The 16,070-nt window shown below is 68.9% G+C and carries 19 protein-coding genes; 13 read left to right on the top strand and 6 right to left on the bottom strand.

The genetic code is table 11. From position 1 onward, the window contains the following. Nucleotides 1-9: 9 nt before the first annotated feature. From J2848_RS14965 to J2848_RS14955, 3 genes are all read left to right on the top strand, one after another. Nucleotides 10-783, top strand: coding sequence for an ABC transporter ATP-binding protein (locus J2848_RS14965; RefSeq protein WP_149231976.1), 774 nt, complete (start codon nt 10-12; stop codon nt 781-783). A 74-nt stretch (nt 784-857) separates the two neighbouring features. Further along, on the top strand, nt 858-1,538 hold the full coding sequence (locus J2848_RS14960; RefSeq protein ID WP_246193918.1) for an endonuclease III domain-containing protein: 681 nt from the start codon (nt 858-860) through the stop codon (nt 1,536-1,538). A gap of 85 nt (nt 1,539-1,623) precedes the next feature. Further along, entirely contained in the window at nt 1,624-1,854 is a 231-nt protein-coding gene (locus J2848_RS14955) for a DUF1178 family protein (RefSeq protein ID WP_149231977.1), read from the top strand. A gap of 13 nt (nt 1,855-1,867) precedes the next feature. On the opposite strand, the gene J2848_RS14950 is transcribed toward J2848_RS14955, so the two are convergent. Next, nucleotides 1,868-2,860, bottom strand: coding sequence for a peptidoglycan-binding domain-containing protein (locus tag J2848_RS14950; protein ID WP_149231978.1), 993 nt, complete (start codon nt 2,858-2,860; stop codon nt 1,868-1,870). 260 nt (nt 2,861-3,120) lie between these two features. Here J2848_RS14950 and J2848_RS14945 point away from each other — a divergent pair, with 260 nt between their 5' ends. After that, a complete protein-coding gene (locus tag J2848_RS14945) occupies nt 3,121-3,423 on the top strand; it encodes a hypothetical protein (RefSeq protein ID WP_246193919.1) in 303 nt (100 codons plus the stop codon). 4 nt (nt 3,424-3,427) lie between these two features. Here the strand turns inward: J2848_RS14945 and J2848_RS14940 are convergent, their stop codons facing one another. Beyond that, complete coding sequence (locus tag J2848_RS14940) at nt 3,428-3,877, bottom strand: hypothetical protein (RefSeq protein WP_149231979.1); 450 nt, start codon at nt 3,875-3,877, stop codon at nt 3,428-3,430. 40 nt (nt 3,878-3,917) lie between these two features. Between J2848_RS14940 and J2848_RS14935 the strand changes: the two genes are divergently transcribed. After that, complete coding sequence (locus J2848_RS14935) at nt 3,918-4,541, top strand: NAD(P)H-dependent oxidoreductase (RefSeq protein ID WP_253568659.1); 624 nt, start codon at nt 3,918-3,920, stop codon at nt 4,539-4,541. A gap of 7 nt (nt 4,542-4,548) precedes the next feature. On the opposite strand, the gene J2848_RS14930 is transcribed toward J2848_RS14935, so the two are convergent. Then, on the bottom strand, nt 4,549-6,015 hold the full coding sequence (locus tag J2848_RS14930) for a GH1 family beta-glucosidase (RefSeq protein ID WP_149231981.1): 1,467 nt from the start codon (nt 6,013-6,015) through the stop codon (nt 4,549-4,551). 212 nt (nt 6,016-6,227) lie between these two features. On the opposite strand from J2848_RS14930, the gene J2848_RS14925 reads away from it, so the two are divergent. The 5 genes from J2848_RS14925 to J2848_RS14905 all read left to right on the top strand — a co-directional run bounded on the left by J2848_RS14925 (nt 6,228) and on the right by J2848_RS14905 (nt 9,873). Beyond that, nucleotides 6,228-6,422, top strand: a complete 195-nt coding sequence (locus J2848_RS14925) for a twin transmembrane helix small protein (protein WP_098735145.1) — start codon at nt 6,228-6,230, stop codon at nt 6,420-6,422. 11 nt (nt 6,423-6,433) lie between these two features. Then, nucleotides 6,434-7,003: a cob(I)yrinic acid a,c-diamide adenosyltransferase gene (locus J2848_RS14920; RefSeq protein ID WP_149231982.1), complete on the top strand. Its 570-nt coding sequence runs from the start codon at nt 6,434-6,436 to the stop codon at nt 7,001-7,003. 191 nt (nt 7,004-7,194) lie between these two features. Further along, nucleotides 7,195-7,944, top strand: a complete 750-nt coding sequence (locus J2848_RS14915) for an electron transfer flavoprotein subunit beta/FixA family protein (RefSeq protein WP_149231983.1) — start codon at nt 7,195-7,197, stop codon at nt 7,942-7,944. A gap of 16 nt (nt 7,945-7,960) precedes the next feature. Further along, the gene (locus J2848_RS14910) at nt 7,961-8,899 is read left to right on the top strand and encodes an FAD-binding protein (RefSeq protein ID WP_149231984.1); all 939 of its coding nucleotides are present in this window, start codon (nt 7,961-7,963) and stop codon (nt 8,897-8,899) included. Nucleotides 8,900-8,994: 95 nt separating this feature from the next. Then, nucleotides 8,995-9,873, top strand: coding sequence for a 3-hydroxybutyryl-CoA dehydrogenase (locus J2848_RS14905; protein WP_149231985.1), 879 nt, complete (start codon nt 8,995-8,997; stop codon nt 9,871-9,873). 78 nt (nt 9,874-9,951) lie between these two features. On the opposite strand, the gene J2848_RS14900 is transcribed toward J2848_RS14905, so the two are convergent. Further along, nucleotides 9,952-10,575, bottom strand: coding sequence for a glutathione S-transferase family protein (locus J2848_RS14900; RefSeq protein ID WP_149231986.1), 624 nt, complete (start codon nt 10,573-10,575; stop codon nt 9,952-9,954). Between the two features lie 70 nt (nt 10,576-10,645). Then, nucleotides 10,646-13,075 carry a glucose/quinate/shikimate family membrane-bound PQQ-dependent dehydrogenase gene (locus J2848_RS14895; RefSeq protein ID WP_149231987.1) on the bottom strand — a complete coding sequence of 810 codons (2,430 nt, stop codon included), beginning with the start codon at nt 13,073-13,075 and terminating at the stop codon, nt 10,646-10,648. Nucleotides 13,076-13,257: 182 nt separating this feature from the next. Here J2848_RS14895 and J2848_RS14890 point away from each other — a divergent pair, with 182 nt between their 5' ends. Both J2848_RS14890 and J2848_RS14885 read left to right on the top strand, forming a co-directional pair. After that, complete coding sequence (locus J2848_RS14890) at nt 13,258-13,797, top strand: BON domain-containing protein (RefSeq protein ID WP_149231988.1); 540 nt, start codon at nt 13,258-13,260, stop codon at nt 13,795-13,797. A gap of 153 nt (nt 13,798-13,950) precedes the next feature. Further along, complete coding sequence (locus J2848_RS14885; RefSeq protein WP_149231989.1) at nt 13,951-14,160, top strand: hypothetical protein; 210 nt, start codon at nt 13,951-13,953, stop codon at nt 14,158-14,160. A 43-nt stretch (nt 14,161-14,203) separates the two neighbouring features. On the opposite strand, the gene J2848_RS14880 is transcribed toward J2848_RS14885, so the two are convergent. Continuing rightward, on the bottom strand, nt 14,204-14,503 hold the full coding sequence (locus J2848_RS14880) for a hypothetical protein (protein ID WP_149231990.1): 300 nt from the start codon (nt 14,501-14,503) through the stop codon (nt 14,204-14,206). A 306-nt stretch (nt 14,504-14,809) separates the two neighbouring features. Here J2848_RS14880 and J2848_RS14875 point away from each other — a divergent pair, with 306 nt between their 5' ends. Next, nucleotides 14,810-16,057, top strand: coding sequence for an allantoate amidohydrolase (locus J2848_RS14875; protein ID WP_149231991.1), 1,248 nt, complete (start codon nt 14,810-14,812; stop codon nt 16,055-16,057). The last annotated feature ends 13 nt before the right edge of the window (nt 16,058-16,070 follow it).

The following is a 16,070-nucleotide window of genomic DNA, read 5'->3' as shown; positions in this document are numbered from 1 at the left end:
CGCCTTCCTATGACCGTCCCCAAGATCGCGCTCAAGAACGTCACCAAGCATTTCGGCCCGAAGAAGGTGCTGAACGGCATCGATCTGGAAGTGGCGAAGGGCGAATCGCTGGTGGTCATCGGCGGCTCGGGCACCGGCAAGTCGGTGATGCTGAAAAGCATCCTCGGCCTGCTGACGCCGGATTCCGGCTCGATCCAGGTCGATGGCGTCGAGACGACCCGGCTGCGCTCGCGCGAGCGCGAGAAGCTGCTGCACAAGTTCGGCATGCTGTTCCAGGGTGCGGCCCTGTTCGACAGCCTGAAGGTCTGGGAGAATGTCGCCTTCGGCCTGATCCAGGGCGCCCGCATGCCGCGTGCCCAGGCCAAGGAGATCGCCGTCGCCAAGCTGGGCGCCGTCGGACTCGGCCCCGACGTGGCTGAGCTGTCGCCGGCGGAGCTGTCGGGCGGCATGCAGAAGCGAGTCGGCCTCGCCCGCGCCATCGCCGACGAGCCGGAGATCATCTTCTTCGACGAGCCGACGACCGGCCTCGACCCGATCATGGCCGACGTCATCAACGAGCTGATCGTGCAGTGCGTGAAGGACCTCGGCGCCACCGCGGTCACCATCACCCACGACATGGCCTCGGCCCGCAAGATCGCCGACCGCATCGCCATGATCTACCAGGGCCGGATCATCTGGACCGGCCACGCCCGCGACATCGACAATTCGGGCAACGCCTATGTCGACCAGTTCGTCCATGGCCGGGCGGACGGGCCGATCAAGATGCAGATCAAGGCGCTTTAAGCGGAACAATAACGGGGACTGGCCGGTTACCGGACAGGGCTCTTCAGCAGCCCGTTCCCCGGAGGTGGCCTCCCGTGAGTGTGCAGCCCGCGACGTCCCAGGACTTCGACATCGACGAGGTCTTCCGCCGCCTGCGGATCGCGGTCGCCCCCTATCCCAAGGCGGCGATGTTCGAGCTGCGCGACCGCGGTTACACCTCCCCCTTCCAGCAGCTGGTCGCCAGCCTGATCTCCGCCCGCACGCGGGACGAGACGTCGCTGGTGGTCGCCGAACGGCTGTTCGCCGTCGCCCCCACCCCCGCCGCCATGGCCGCCCTGCCGAAGGAGCGGCTGGTGGAGCTTCTGCACGGCGCCACCTTCCCGGAACCGAAGGCGCGCGACATCCGTGACCTGTCCCGCCGCATCGTCGAGGAGCATGGCGGCGAGGTGCCCGACACGCCGGACGGGCTGATGCGCTTCCATGGGGTGGGGCCGAAGATCGCGGCGCTGACGCTGGCGGTCGGCTTCGACATCCCGGCGCTGGCGGTCGACATCCATGTCCACCGCGTCACCAACCGCTGGGGCTATGTCCAGGCGCGCACGCCGGAAAAGACGATGACGGCACTGCTGGCGGTGCTGCCCAAACGCTACTGGGTGGAGATCAACGAGCGGCTGGTGCCCTTCGGCAAATGGATCTGCACCGGCGAACGGCCACGCTGCTCCACCTGCCCGCTGCTGTCGATGTGCGCGCGGGTGGGGGTGACCACGTCGCGCTGAAGGCGGCAATTGATGCAGATCCTGGCTGGGGGCCGGACGCCTCGCTAAAAGAGCGGCCGAGGTTCCGCTTTTCGAGGCTCTTGCGATGATCGTCTACGCCCTGCACTGCGCCTGCGGCCAGGATTTCGACCAGTGGTTCGACAATATGGCCGATTACGACGCCAGGAAGGCCGCCGGCATCCCCTGCCCGTCCTGCGGCGGCACCGAGGTCGCCAAGGCCATCATGGCGCCGCGCGTGGCCAAGTCCCAGCCGGCGCCCGCCCCCGCCTGTGCTGCCGGCGGCTGCGGCGGGGGTGGCTGCCCGATGATGATGTGACGGGCGGCGGCGCTCAGCGCCGCCGCGCCTCCGCCGTCAGACGCGGGCCGGTGGTCAGCTCCTCCCGGCGGCGGGGGGAGCCGAAGCTCGGCTCGACGCGATTTTCACGCGGCCGGTCGTCGCCGGCCGGCGCCCGGCTGAGCGGATCGACGCCGCGGCCGCTGCGCCACCAGGCGAAGCCGATGCCACCCAGCGTCGCGGCGATCAGCCCGGCGACACCGGCGCGCGCCGCATTGGACTGCCAGATCGACGGGGCGGCGCCAACCGCCGCCGGTTCCTCGACCGGGGCCGGCTTGCCGTCCGGCGTGGTCGCCGCCACCGCCCCGCGGGGGGCCGCCTGCGGGGTCGGACCTTCGGACAGGCTGGCGGACGCGCTGGCGGACGCGTTGGCCGATGGGCGCGGCGCGCTCTGGGAGACCGCACCGGGAGCCGCGGCACCGGCGGCCGGCGCCGACGGACGGGCCGCTGGAGCCGCAGCCGGCGCCGCGGCGGGTGCGCTGTGGCTCGCCGCCGCCGACGACGACGAAGAGGACGGCGACGACACCGGGGCGCCGCCGAACTGGGCCATGCCGCCGATGCTCTCGTTGCCGGATTCGACCCGGCCGGTCGGGGCGGCGCGCGGCGCCACCTCCTTCTCGTGGCGGGTCTGGCCGATCTGGCTCTTGGACAGGCTGCCCATGGTCGGCGCGGCCTTGCTCTCGCGCTCGCCCATCATCTTGTTGATGGTGGCCTGGTCCAGGTTGCCGGTGGCGGGCAGGCCGACCGACTTCTGATAGGCGCTGAGCGCGGACCGGGTTTCCGGCGTCATCTGGCCCTTGGCCCGGCCGCCGATGTTGTAGCCCTTGTCCTTCAGGATGGTCTGCGCCCACTGGATGTCGGCGACCGACGCCTCGGCCCAGGCCGAACCGGGCGCTCCCATCGCCAGAGCCGACACCACCACCGCGACAGCCGCCGCCCCGGCCGACTTCGCGGCGCCACCATGCGCCCGCCGCGCAAACCCAGACATTGCCTCTCCCTTTCGTCCGTGACGCCAGACCGACTTCAGAGCCACGACACTCCCCCCTAATCGGGGACCGGGGCCCCCGCGAATCGCGGGAAACCAGGATCGTGTTACCAGATTGCGTCGCATTTCCGGCGGCGATTTTTGGGCGTCTGCTTTGTCAGCCGCGCAGCGTTGCCGAAAAGGCGCGTTACCGGAAATGGTGCGCGAAAATGGATCGGAAAGGGCCGGACGTGGTAGCGTCAAATCGGGGGCGAAAAAGGAGCATGAAGACCGCCATGACCGGGACCGACACCGCACGCCCGCGACTGCTGCCGGCCTTGCCGGGGCTGGCCTTCCTGTCGGCCGTGGCCCTGCTGACCGGATGCGGCAGCCCGCCCGCCTACCGCGAGTGGACCGCCAGCCCGGACGTGCCGACCGTCGCCTATGACGAGTGCACCGAGCAGGTGGACAACACCATGCGGCTGCGCGGCTATCCCCAGCGCCCGCTGCCGGAAACGCCGCAGTTCGGCTATCGCAAGGAAATCTTCGCGCAGTGCATGCGCCGCAAGGGCTACACGACGGAGTGACGCCTTACCGCCCGCCGGCAAAGTGCAGGTAGGCCAGGGCGCCCGCCAGCGTGCCGATCAGGATCACCGCCAGATAGATTCGCAGCGGCAGGGCGACGGTTTCGCCGGCCTTACGCTTGCTTCCCGGCTTGCGCTGAGCCGTCGCGGCCGGCTTCGGCGTTGGCCGGACATGACCGCCCCCAGTCGGCCTTTGGGCAGGCCCCTTGGCCGGCCCCTGGGTAGGGTCATACAGCTCGATCAGCGTCCAGTTGAACTCCATGCCCTCATAGCCGGAGTCGGCGTTGTAATCGAGCTGGATCAGGCGGAAATAGGCCCGTGGGTTGACACCGACCATCCGGTCGAAGCGCGCCTTGGCATGGGCCAGCTCCTCCCCCACCTCCAGCGTCTTCCAACCCTTGCCACGCGCCTTCTGGATGGCGAATCGGGTCGGCTGCGGCGGGCGGGGGGACGGCATGGATCACGGAGGGTTCTGGGCTGAGTGACGGCAGGGTATCATGAACCGGCCGCCATGCTATCGTTCCGCGATGCGAATCCAGACCATCCTCGCCCATCCCCTGCCGCAAAGCTTCGCCGCCGCCGTCCACCACACGGCGGTGTCCGCCCTGCGCGCATCCGGCCACGAGGTGATGGAGACCGACCTCTATGCCGAGGGTTTCGCTCCGGCGCTGACCGTCGCCGAGCGCGCCAGCTATTTTTCGCCCGACTACGATGTCTCGGCCGTCGCCGGTCTGGTGGAGCGGCTGCGCTGGTCGGAAGGGCTGGTGTTCTGCTACCCGCACTGGTGGTTCGACCAGCCGGCGATCCTCAAGGGATATATCGACCGCGTGTGGGGGCCGGGCATCGCCTTCCGGCACGACCGCGAGGGCGGCCGCATCCTGCCGCTGCTGACCGGGCTGCGGACGGTGGCGGTGCTGACCAGCTTCGGATCGCCCTGGTGGCTGACGGAACTCTACATGCGCAACCCCGCCCGCCGCATCCTGAGGAAGGGCGTGCTGGCCGCCTGCGCGCCGCAGGCGAGTTTCCGCTACCTCGCCCACTACGACATGGACCGGTCCACCGACCTCAGCCGGAAGCGCTTCCTCGACCGGGTGGACGGCGCGATGCGCCGCCTCGGCTGACCGCCCGTCAGGCCAGCGGAACGGCGTTGTTGCGGATGACCGAGGCATACCAGTCGTAGCTGGCCTTCGGCTTGCGGGCCATCGTCTTGCGGTCGACCTGGACGAGGCCGAAATGGCGGCGGTAGCCCTCCGACCATTCGAAATTGTCCAGCAGAGTCCAGGCCATGTAGCCCTTGAGGTTGCAGCCCTCGTCGATCGACTTGGCGGCGGCCAGCAGATGGTCGCGCAGATAGGCGATGCGGTCGCGGTCCTCCACCCGGCCGCCCGGGCCGACCGTATCGGGGTAATCGGCGCCGTTCTCCGTCACATAGACCGGCGGGTTGCCGTATTTCTCCTGCAACTCGGCCAGGATCTCGCTCAGCCCGTCCGGCTCCACCGGCCATTCCATGCCGGTCTTGCGCGTGCCCTCGGGCGCGGAGCCGTAGCCGGTGCCGAACAGCCCCTGCGGGTCGGGCTGCTGGTGCATGCGGCTGTAGTAGTTGACGCCGAGGAAATCGACCGGCTGCTTGATCCGCGCCAGATCGTCGGGCTTGGCGATGCGGGTGAACTCCGCCTCCAGCAGGTCCGGAAAGCGGCCCATGAACAGCGGGTCCAGGCAGGAGCGGTTCCACAGCGCATCCCACATCAGCGAGGCGGGATAGTTCGAGTCGAGCCCGCCGACCGGCCAGGACGGCTGGAGCGACAGCACGGTGCCGAGCCGCCAGTCCCTGCCGCCGGCCTGACGCAGCGCCGCCATCGCCGTGCCCTGGGCGAGGTTCTGGTGGTGGATCGCCTTCAGGCAGTTCTCGCGGCCGGTCATCCCCGGCGCATGCCCGCCGGTGCCGTGGCCGAAGATGGCGACCACCGACGGCTCGTTCAGCATCACCCAGTTGCGGGCGCGGTCGCCGAGCCGGGCGGTCACCGCCAGCGCATAGTCGGTGAACCAGCCGGCGATGTCGCGGTTGGTCCAGCCGCCACGGTCCTGCAACGCCTGCGGCAGGTCCCAATGGAACAGGCAGGGCCAGGGCTGGATGCCCTTCGCCAGCAGCGTGTCGGTCAGCCGGTCGTAGAAGTCCAGCCCCTTGATGTTCACCGCCCCGGTGCCCTGCGGCATCACCCGCGGCCAGGCGATGGAGAAGCGGTAGGCCTTCATCCCGGCCTTCGCCATCAGATCCACATCCTCGGCATAGCGGTGGTAATGGTCGCAGGCGACGTCGCCGGTGTCGCCGTTGGCGATCCGCCCGAAGGAGTGGCTGTAGGTGTCCCAGACGCTGGGGCCGCGCCCATCCTCGGCGACGGCGCCCTCGATCTGGTAGCTGGAGGTGGACACGCCCCACAGGAAGTCCATGGGGAAGGACACCGACGGGGTCGCGGTTCCGGCGGCACCGGGGGCGGCCAGGACGGTTTCCCGGCTCAGCGCCGCCAGCGCGCCGGTGCCGGCCGCGGTGACCGCGGTCGCCTTCAGGGCCGTCTTCAGGAATGTCCGCCGCAGCATCGCCTGCATCTCCACTTGTCCGCCGGTTTTTGCCGCCGGTTCCGCCGCCGGCAGCGGCGACGGTCGCCCGCCGCCGCGCACTCTATGCACTCCAACGGCTTTGGCAACCGGGGGATTACCCGGAGCCGCCCCTCCAAGGGAGGGGGCGCCGCCCTATGGGGAGGGCCAGCGTCGCCATAGGCGTGGGCCGGATGCTGGGATATAGTGAGCCGATGCAGACTCTCTTCCCCATCCTGATGGTCATGGCGATGCTGGCGGTGGTCGGCTCGCTGTTCGTCGGCCTCTTCTTCATGGCCCGCGGCGGGCGGGGCGATCCGCGCCGCTCCAACAAGGCGATGCGGCTGCGCGTGATGCTGCAGGGTGCGGCGCTGCTGCTGTTCGTCCTCGCCATCCTGACCCAAGGCTGACGGTTCCCCCCATGGTGAAGCTGACCAAGATCTACACGCGCGGCGGCGACGCCGGCGAAACCTCGCTCGGCGACGGCAGCCGGGTGCCGAAGCACGACCGCCGGGTCGCCGCCTACGGCACGGTGGACGAGGCGAACGCCGTCATCGGCATGGCGCGCCTGCACACCCGCGGCCCGACCGACGCCGACGCCATGCTGGGCCGCATCCAGAACGACCTGTTCGATCTGGGCGCCGACCTCTGCACGCCGGAGGAGGAGGAGCCGAAATACCCGCCGCTGCGCATCGTGCAGGCCCAGGTCGACCGGCTGGAGGCGGAGATCGACGCGATGAACGCCGATCTGGCGCCGCTGACCTCCTTCATCCTGCCCGGCGGCTCGCCGGCCGCGGCGCATCTGCATCTGGCCCGCACCGTGGTGCGCCGGGCGGAGCGGCTGATGACCGATCTGGCACGGCATGAGCCGGTGGGCGCTGCGGCGCTGAAATACGTCAACCGGCTGTCGGACCATCTGTTCGTGCTGAGCCGGGTGGTCAACCGCAACGGGGCGGACGACGTGCTGTGGGTGCCCGGCGCAAATCGCTGAGCCTTGGCCGCCAGCCTTAGCCGCTGAGCGCCTGCGCCTGGACCGCGACAAACGGGCCGGCCGGCACGTTGCCCGCGCATCGGGCACGTCATTGACAGTGGTAATGCCAGATCCTATGGTCCGTTCGCAACCACAGCAATTTTCGCGGTGTTCGCCGTAATAAGGCGCGCGCTCAGCAGCCAGGGTGAGTTATGAAAGTCCTCGTCCCCGTTAAGCGAGTGGTCGACTACAACGTGAAGATCCGTGTCAAGGCGGATGGCAGCGGCGTCGAGACCGCCAACGTGAAGATGAGCATGAACCCCTTCGACGAGATCGCCGTCGAGGAAGCCGTGCGCTTGAAGGAAGCCGGCAAGGCGACCGAGATCGTGGTGGTGTCCGTCGGCCCGGCCCAGGCCCAGGAGACGCTGCGCACCGCGCTCGCCATGGGGGCCGACCGCGCCATCCTGGTGCAGACCGACGTGACGACCGAACCGCTGGCCGTCGCCAAGGTGCTGAAGGCACTGGTCGAGAAGGAGGCCCCCGGCCTCGTCATCCTCGGCAAGCAGGCGATCGACGACGACTGCAACCAGACCGGCCAGATGCTGGCGGCGCTGCTCGGCTGGGGCCAGGGCACCTTCGCCTCCAAGATCGCTGCCGGCGACGGCAAGGTCGCGGTGACGCGCGAGATCGACGGCGGTCTGGAGACGGTCGAGCTGAAGCTGCCGGCCGTGGTCACCGCCGACCTGCGCCTCAACGAGCCGCGCTACGCTTCGCTGCCCAACATCATGAAGGCCAAGAAGAAGCCGCTGGAGACCGTCGCCCCCGACAGCCTCGGCGTCGATGTCACCCCGCGCCTGAAGACGCTGAAGGTCACCGAACCGCCGAAGCGTCAGGCCGGCATCAAGGTGCCGGACGTCGCCACCCTGGTCGACAAGCTCAAGACCGAAGCCCGCGTGATCTGAGGGGGACGAACTGACCATGGCCAACATTCTCGTCATCGCGGAACACGACGGCGCCTCGCTGAAGCCCGCCACGCTGAACGCCGTCACCGCTGCTTCCAAAATCGGCGGCGACATCCATATCCTGGTCGCCGGCAAGGGCGCGCAGGCCGCCGCCGATGCCGCCGCGAAAGTGGCCGGTGTCGCCAAGGTGCTGCTGGCCGACGATTCGGCTTACGAGCACCAGCTGCCGGAAGACGTCGCTCCGCTGGTGGTATCGATTGCCAAGGCTGGGTACGGCCATGTCCTGGCCGGCGCCACCTCGGTCGGCAAGAACCTCCTGCCGCGCGTCGCGGCGCTGCTGGACGTCGCCGCCATCTCCGACATCACCGCCGTGCTGTCGGCCGACACCTTCGAGCGGCCGATCTATGCCGGCAACGCGATCGCCACCGTGCAGTCGTCCGACCCGGTGAAAATCGTCACCGTCCGCACCACCGCCTTCGAGACCGCAGCATCCGAAGGCGGTTCGGCCGCCGTCGAGAATGTCGCGGGCGCCGGTGCCGCCGGCCTGTCGAGCTTCGTCTCGGCCGAGCTGACCAAGTCGGAGCGTCCGGAACTGACCGCCGCCCGCGTGGTGGTGTCGGGCGGCCGCGGCATGCAGTCGGGCGAGAATTTCCCGCTGCTGGAGGCCCTGGCCGACAAGCTGGGCGCCGCCGTGGGCGCATCGCGCGCCGCCGTGGACGCGGGTTTCGTGCCGAACGACTACCAAGTCGGGCAAACCGGCAAGATCGTGGCGCCGGAGCTGTACATCGCCGTCGGCATCTCGGGGGCTATCCAGCACCTCGCCGGCATGAAGGACAGCAAGGTCATCGTCGCGATCAACAAGGATGAGGAAGCGCCCATCTTCCAGGTCGCCGATTACGGCCTCGTCGCGGACCTGTTCAAGGCCGTGCCGGAGCTGACGGAAAAGCTTGGATAAGGCGCGCTGATCCGGACCGCCGCGGCGGTCACCGGCATGACCCGGTGCCCGTCGCGGCGGACCCTTTTACCCACATCCTTCGCGGGACAGCCTCCATGACCACGATCAAGAAGATTGGCATCATCGGCGCCGGCCAGATGGGCAGCGGTATCGCCCAGGTCTGCGCCCAGGCCGGCTATGATGTCGTCCTGTCCGACATCAGCGAGGCGGTCCTGGAAAAGGCGCTCGCCAACATCGGCAAGAATTACGACCGGCAGATCCAGAAGGGCAAGCTGGAGGAGCAGGCGAAGGCCGCAGCACTCGGCCGGATCACCACCGGCACCGACCTGTCGGTGTTCGGCGATGCCGATCTGGTGATCGAGGCCGCGACCGAGAACGAGGCGCTGAAGCGCGACCTGCTGAAGAAGCTGGTCCCGCACCTGAAGCCGGAGGCGCTGATCGCGACGAACACCTCGTCGATCTCGATCACCCGTCTGGCGGCGGCGACCGACCGTCCGGCCAAGTTCATGGGCATGCATTTCATGAACCCGGTGCCGGTGATGCAGCTGGTCGAGCTGATCCGCGGCATCGCCACCGACGAGCCGACCTTCAACGCCATCAAGGAACTGACGCTCGCCATCGGCAAGACCGCCGCGGTGGCCGAGGATTTCCCGGCCTTCATCGTCAACCGCATCCTGCTGCCGATGATCAACGAGGCCGTCTACACCCTCTATGAGGGCGTCGGCGGCGTCGAGGCCATCGACACCGCGCTGAAGCTGGGCGCCAACCACCCGATGGGCCCGCTGGAGCTGGCCGACTTCATCGGGCTGGACACCTGTCTGGCGGTGATGCAGGTGTTGTATGAAGGTCTGGCCGACAGCAAGTACCGCCCCTGCCCGCTGCTGGTGAAGTATGTCGAGGCCGGCTGGATCGGCAAGAAATACGGTCGCGGCTTCTACGACTATTCGCAGACGCCGCCGGTGCCGACGCGCTGAGCGTTTGCTGCGCCTTTAAAGAAAACCCGCCTCGGGAAACCGGAGCGGGCTTTTTTCATTGATGAAGCCGGCAAACCATCACTGGAAGTAAGCGCCGCCCTTGGCGAGGGCGCGCTGCCAGGCCGGACGGGCATGCATGGCGTCGACGAAGGCGGCAAGCTTCGGCCAGCGGCTGCGATTGCCCTTCAGCATCGCAATCTCGATCGGGAAGCTGAGCATGATGTCGGCACCGGTCAGGCCGTCGCCGACGAAATGGCCGGACGGGCGAAGCTCGGATTCGAGATACTCGAAATGGCTGGCCAGCTGCTCCTGGATGCGGGGATGCAGCGGCGCGCCCGCCTCGCCCAGCCGCCCGACATAGAGGTCGAGCAGGACCGGCGTCATCACCGACCCTTCGGCGAAATGCATCAGCTGGAGATGGCGCAACGCGTCATCCGAGCCCGCCGCCGGCAGGAAACGGCCGGCACCGAAGTTTTCGCACAGATGCTGCACGATGGCGGCGGATTCCATGATGATCCGGCCGTCGATCTCCAGCAGCGGCGATTTCCCCAGCGGATGCACCGCCTTCAGCTCCGGCGGGGCCAGATTGGTCGTCTTGTCGCGCTGGTAGAAGCGGATCTCGTAGGGAAGCTCCAGCTCCTCCAGGAGCCAGAGGATCCGCTGCGACCGGCTGTTGTTGAGATGATGGACGATGATGGCCATGGACTACCTTCTCGGGATCGGTGGAATCGCGGAGAGTTGGCGATCCTACACCACCTTCTACGGACGGACTTCACTTCGCCAGCGCATAGGCGATCACCGAATCGCCGCCCTTGGTCCCCAGCGAGCCATGGCCGCCGGCGACCACCAGCACATATTGGCGGCCATCCTCGCCCTGGTAGGTCATCGGCGTCGCCTGACCGCCGGCCGGCAGGCGGCTTTCCCACAGCTGTTTGCCGGTGGAGACGTCGTAGGCCCGCACATAATAGTCGATGGTGCCGGACAGGAAGGCGACGCCGCCCGCGGTCATGACCGGGCCGCCCAGGTTGGGCACGCCCATGCGGAAGGGCAGCGGCACCGGGGCGGCATCGCGGGTGGTGCCGTTCTTGTGCTTCCACACGATCTTGCCGGTCGTCAGGTCGGCGGCGGCGACATAGCCCCAGGGCGGCGCCTGACAGGGCAGGCCGAGCACCGAGACGAAGGGGGCGAGCTTCACCGCATAGGGCGCGCCGAAATTCTCGTTCAGCGCCGGCAGGCTGAATTGCGGCCGCTCCCCGCCCTGGACATACAGGTCCCTGTCGTTCTGGCGCGGCACCAGCTGCGAGACGAAGGCGAGATAGGTCGGGGTGGTGAAGGCGATCTGGCGCTGCGGATCGACGGCGACGCTGCCCCAGTTGAAGACGCCGAAATTGCCGGGATAGATCAGCGAGCCCTGCAAGGACGGCGGGGTGAAGCGGCCGTCATAGCGCAGCCGCTTCAGCGCGATGCGGCAGGCGAGCTGGTCGAACATCGTCGCCCCCCACATGTCCGCCCCGGTCAGCGGCGGCGGGTCGTAGGACAGGGCCGAGACCGGCTGGGTCGGGGCGGAATGGTCGCCCTCGGCGGCGCCCTGCGGCGCCGGCTTCTCGGTCACCGGCAGCACCGGCTGGCCGGTGCGGCGGTCGAGCACGAACAGCTCGCCCTGCTTGGTCGGCTGGACCAGCGCCGGGACGGTCCGGCCGTCGACGGTCAGGTCGATCAGGCTGGGCTGCGCCGGCACGTCATAGTCCCACAGATCGTGATGCACGGTCTGGAAGACCCAGCGCACCTGCCCCGTCGCCAGATCGAGCGCCACGACGGAGGAGGAGAAACGCTCCACCTCCGGGCTGCGGTTGCCGCCGAACTGGTCGGGCGGCTGGTTGCCCAGCGGCAGATAGACCATGCCCAGCGCCTCGTCGACGCTGGCGATCGACCAGCTGTTGGGCGAGTTGACGGTGTAGGTCTGGCCCTCGGCGATCGGCGCGGTCTGGTCCGGCCTGGCCGAATCCCAGTTCCACACCAGCCGGCCGCTGTCGGCGTCGAAGGCGCGGACGACGCCCGACTGCTCCTTGGTCGAGACATTGTCCAGAACCGTGCCGCCGACGATGATGAGGTTGGCGGTCACCACCGGCGGGGAGGTCGAATAATAGGCGCCGGGCCGGACATTCGGCATGTTGGCCCACAGATTGACCTGACCATTCTCGCCGAAGCCGGTGCAGATCGACCCGTCCTCCGGGTTCAGCGCCACCAGACGGCCGTCGGCGGTCGGCATGTACAGCCTGGCGGCACAGGCGCCGCCGGCCGCAGGGGTGGAAGCGGCGGATTGCGGCGCCGGACGGTAGGACAGGCCGCGGCAGGTCAGGTGTTGCAAGGCCAGCTGTTTGGGGTCGATCTGCAGGTCGCGGCGCCAGACCTCCTTGCCGGTGGTGGCATCCAGCGCGATGACATGCTGGTGCGGCGAGCAGAGGAACAGGCGGTTGCCGATTTTCAGCGGGGTCACTTCGAAGGTGGTTTCCTTCGGGTCGCCGGGCTGGCCGCGCTGGTCGCCGGTCTCGTAGCTCCAGGCGACCTGGAGCCTGTCGGCATTCTCCGGCGTGATGCCGGTCAGCGGCGAATAGCGCTGGCCGTAGCCGGTGCGGCCATAGGCCTGCCATTCCCCGTCCGGGATCGCCGGACCGGACGGTGTGCCCGCCGATGCCGTTTGCTGCCGGGACGGAACGGTGCCGTCGATGCGGTGCGGGTCGGTGAACCAGGAGGCGACGGCGACCAGCAGCACGATGGCCAGTGCGGCGGTCAGCGGGATGCCGGCGCCGCGGAAGACGCCGACGGGATAGGCGCCCGGCGCCGGTTCGCCGGCCATCGGCTCACGCTCGCCCAGGCGGCGGGTGATCCAGGGCAGCAGCAGCAGGAAGCCGACCACCGCGACCACGTCGCCGCGCGCCGACAACGGCCACCAGTCCAGCCCGACCTCCCACAGCGCCCAGACCAGCGTGCCGATCACCAGCAGCGCATAGACCGACAGCGCCGTGGGCGAGCGTTTCGCCAGCAGTGCTGCGGTGGCGAGGAACAGCAGGCCGGCGACGGCGTAGTACCAGGACCCGCCCAGCAGGATCAGCCACAGCCCGCCGCCCAGCGCGCCCAGCCCCAGAATCGCCAGCAGGATGACCATCGCCCAGAGGGCGACGCCTCGTTCGGAATGTTTCATGGCACGTACCTCGACCGAAAGCTTTCCGGACCGAACAGCCAGGCACGGCCAAGGTTGCGACACCGTTCGGCCTCTACCGCCTTTCGCCTTGCAGGGCTGCCCTTCCGGACGCGTCGGAACGGGAACGGCACGACTTTTGTTGAAGGGCGGAGAATCCCGAAATCCATCAGACGGAGGCCGCCATGCACCGCCATCCCTGGAGCGAGGAGTTCGTCAAGATGAGCCCGCAGGCCCGCTATCGCGGCGTCGGCCCGCGCAACTACCGCCGCTCCGACGAGCGCATCCTGGAGGACATCAACGAACGCCTGACCGACGACCACCAGATCGACGCCTCCGACATCGGGGTGAGGGTGGAGGGCGGCGAGGTGACGCTGTCCGGCACGGTGACCGACCGCGCCGCCCGCCGCCGGGCGGAGGACATCGCCGAAAGCGTGCCGGGCGTCGGCCATGTGCAGAACGACCTGCGCGTCACCAGCCGGACCCAATCCACAAGCGTCGGGATGGGCGAGCGGGTGGAACCGGCGGCCCCGCAGGGCGAAGGCAGCGTGACCGGCCCCGGCGCCCCGGCACGGGACGCGATGGTCGCCGCACTCGACAACAGCTCCATGGTGCTGGGCAAGCAGCCGCTGCCGGAGGACGACACCCTGCGGCGCGGTGACGCCATGGCCGGTGGTAGAGGGGCCGGCAGTGGCGGGACCGGTAGCGGGCGCGACCGGCGCTGACCGACGCCCCTGCACCGGAAGCGCTGCTGCCCTGCGCGGAGGATCGGAAGGCCCGAGGGAGGCGGTTAACTCTTGGTTAACCGGCGGGGACCATTGTCCCGCGGCTGAACGAGTATCCCCTCTCAAGCCTTCTGGAACAGAGCAGCTGCCATCATGGGCAACAAGACCATCAAGCTTTCCGACAAGTCCGGCTACCGCGACGTCGAATTGGACCAACTGCCGCGCAACGTCCGCGCCGCGGTCACCGACCTGTCCAGCAAGAACCCGGTCGCCGACATCATCGTCGACCAGTCCGGCATGCTGTACCGCATCCACCTGTCGGCCCCGGCCAACATGTATGTGGATGTCCTGTCCGTCGCCTGACGCGACGCCACGGCTTTCAAAATGCGAAAGGGCGGCCTTGCAGCTATTGCAGCCGCCCTTTGTCGTTCCGGCCCTCCAGCCGGGCCAGCGCGCGGTTCAGCAGCCGGGGCGGCAGCATCGCCACGGCACCGTCGCGAACCGCACGCACATCCTCGATGTCGAGACCGGTGGCGGCGGCCAGCTGATGGTCGTCCAGCTCGCGGTCCTCCGCCAGCAGCGTGATCCATCCCGCCAGCGTGCGGGCCTGGACCAGTTCGGTCCGGTCGTTGAACCACAGACCGGCACCCGGCCGGCCAATCGGTGTTGCGTTTTCGAAAGGCATGTCGGGATCGAACGACGTCATGGACGCACCTCCCCTCAGCTGTTTCTTTCGCACTCGCAGCAAATATGCGCCTTGATCCGGTGATTTTGTTCACCTTCATCTACGAAGTCTGCCGAAGGATTCCAGAGGGTGGTAGGCATTATTCGGCACCTCCAACGAATTTTTCGCTGTCTTTTTGCGCTGCGGCACACCCTGAAAACCCCGCCCGGGTGCCTTTCCGCGATTCTTTGAAACTGTCTTCGCCGGCCGGGGGCTAGGGCCAAGGCGTGGCTTCGGCGTATAACCGGTGCCATCGTCCTGTCTCCTCAGTGCATTTCGGAACCGCCGATGCCCGATTCTCTGCTGTCCGGACCGGCCCTTCTCGCCCGCATCGACGCCCTGGCGGCGATCAGCGCGGAGGAGGGGCGGCTGTCGCGCCTCTACCTGACGCCGGAACACCGCCGCGCCAACGACCTCGTCGCCGGCTGGATGCGCGAGGCGGGGATGGGCGTGCGCGAGGATGCGGTCGGCAACATCATCGGCCGTTACGAGGGCGAGCGGCCGGGGCTGCCGGCCCTGCTGATCGGCTCGCACCTCGACACCGTGCGCGATGCCGGGCGCTATGACGGCATGCTGGGGGTGCTGACCGGCATCGCCGTGGTCGCCGACCTGAACGCCCGCGGCCGGCGCCCGCCCTTCGCCGTCGAGGTGATCGGCTTCGGCGACGAGGAGGGCACGCGGTTCCAGTCCACGCTGATCGGCAGCCGGGCCATCGCCGGCACCTTCGATCCGGCGGTGCTGGAGACCCGCGACGCCGCCGGCACCCGGCTGGCCGACGCCATGACGGCCTTCGGGCTCGACCCCGCCGCCTGGGCCAGCGCCGCCTACAAGGCCAACGACGTCCTGGCCTATGCCGAGCTGCACATCGAACAGGGGCCGGTGCTGGAGGCGCTGGGCCGCCCCGTCGGAATCGTCACCGCCATCGCCGGCGCCACCCGGCTGGCGGTGACGGTGGAGGGGATGGCCGGCCATGCCGGCACCGTGCCGATGACCCTGCGCCGCGACGCGCTGGCGGCGTCGGCCGAAATGATCCTGGCGGTGGAGCAGCTCTGCTCCGGACAGGAGCGGCTGGTCGGCACCGTCGGCCGGATCGAGGCGTCGCCCGGCGCCACCAACGTCATCCCCGGCAAGGTCCGCTTCACCATCGACCTGCGCGCCGACCGCGATCCCCTGCGGCTGGAGCGGGTCGGCGCCGTCCGCGCCCGGCTGGAGGCGATCGCCGACGCCCGCGGCGTCGCCATCGGTTTCGAGACCCTGCATGAAAGCCCGGCCGTCGCCTGCCACCCGGCACTGATGGCGCAGTTCGCCGCCGCCGCATCCGCCGAAGGGCTGGACGCCCCGGAGCTGCCGAGCGGCGCCGGCCATGACGCCATGGCGGTGGCGGCGCTGACCGACATCGCCATGCTGTTCGTGCGCTGCGAACGCGGCATCTCGCACAACCCGGCCGAACGCATCACCGCCGCCGACGCCGAGGCGGGAGCCCGCGTGCTCGCCCGCTTCGTCGAGAATTTCCAGCCCGCAACCTCCATCCCGTGACGGACCGCCTGCC

Source organism: Azospirillum lipoferum (assembly GCF_024170005.1).
Taxonomy (GTDB): domain Bacteria; phylum Pseudomonadota; class Alphaproteobacteria; order Azospirillales; family Azospirillaceae; genus Azospirillum; species Azospirillum lipoferum.
The sequence above is the reverse complement of the archived record's forward strand: the minus strand, read 5'-3'. Positions and strand labels throughout refer to the sequence as shown.

Bases quoted from the DNA above. Each gene is read 5' to 3' on its own strand.
- J2848_RS14965 (WP_149231976.1), top strand. From the start codon at position 10: ATGACCGTCCCCAAGATCGCGCTCAAGAACGTCACCAAGCATTTCGGC.
- J2848_RS14955 (WP_149231977.1), top strand. From the start codon at position 1,624: ATGATCGTCTACGCCCTGCACTGCGCCTGCGGCCAGGATTTCGACCAG.
- J2848_RS14950 (WP_149231978.1), bottom strand. From the start codon at position 2,860: ATGTCTGGGTTTGCGCGGCGGGCGCATGGTGGCGCCGCGAAGTCGGCC.
- J2848_RS14945 (WP_246193919.1), top strand. From the start codon at position 3,121: ATGAAGACCGCCATGACCGGGACCGACACCGCACGCCCGCGACTGCTG.
- J2848_RS14940 (WP_149231979.1), bottom strand. From the start codon at position 3,877: ATGCCGTCCCCCCGCCCGCCGCAGCCGACCCGATTCGCCATCCAGAAG.
- J2848_RS14935 (WP_253568659.1), top strand. From the start codon at position 3,918: ATGAACCGGCCGCCATGCTATCGTTCCGCGATGCGAATCCAGACCATC.
- J2848_RS14930 (WP_149231981.1), bottom strand. From the start codon at position 6,015: ATGCTGCGGCGGACATTCCTGAAGACGGCCCTGAAGGCGACCGCGGTC.
- J2848_RS14925 (WP_098735145.1), top strand. From the start codon at position 6,228: ATGCAGACTCTCTTCCCCATCCTGATGGTCATGGCGATGCTGGCGGTG.
- J2848_RS14920 (WP_149231982.1), top strand. From the start codon at position 6,434: ATGGTGAAGCTGACCAAGATCTACACGCGCGGCGGCGACGCCGGCGAA.
- J2848_RS14915 (WP_149231983.1), top strand. From the start codon at position 7,195: ATGAAAGTCCTCGTCCCCGTTAAGCGAGTGGTCGACTACAACGTGAAG.
- J2848_RS14910 (WP_149231984.1), top strand. From the start codon at position 7,961: ATGGCCAACATTCTCGTCATCGCGGAACACGACGGCGCCTCGCTGAAG.
- J2848_RS14905 (WP_149231985.1), top strand. From the start codon at position 8,995: ATGACCACGATCAAGAAGATTGGCATCATCGGCGCCGGCCAGATGGGC.
- J2848_RS14900 (WP_149231986.1), bottom strand. From the start codon at position 10,575: ATGGCCATCATCGTCCATCATCTCAACAACAGCCGGTCGCAGCGGATC.
- J2848_RS14895 (WP_149231987.1), bottom strand. From the start codon at position 13,075: ATGAAACATTCCGAACGAGGCGTCGCCCTCTGGGCGATGGTCATCCTG.
- J2848_RS14890 (WP_149231988.1), top strand. From the start codon at position 13,258: ATGCACCGCCATCCCTGGAGCGAGGAGTTCGTCAAGATGAGCCCGCAG.
- J2848_RS14885 (WP_149231989.1), top strand. From the start codon at position 13,951: ATGGGCAACAAGACCATCAAGCTTTCCGACAAGTCCGGCTACCGCGAC.
- J2848_RS14880 (WP_149231990.1), bottom strand. From the start codon at position 14,503: ATGACGTCGTTCGATCCCGACATGCCTTTCGAAAACGCAACACCGATT.
- J2848_RS14875 (WP_149231991.1), top strand. From the start codon at position 14,810: ATGCCCGATTCTCTGCTGTCCGGACCGGCCCTTCTCGCCCGCATCGAC.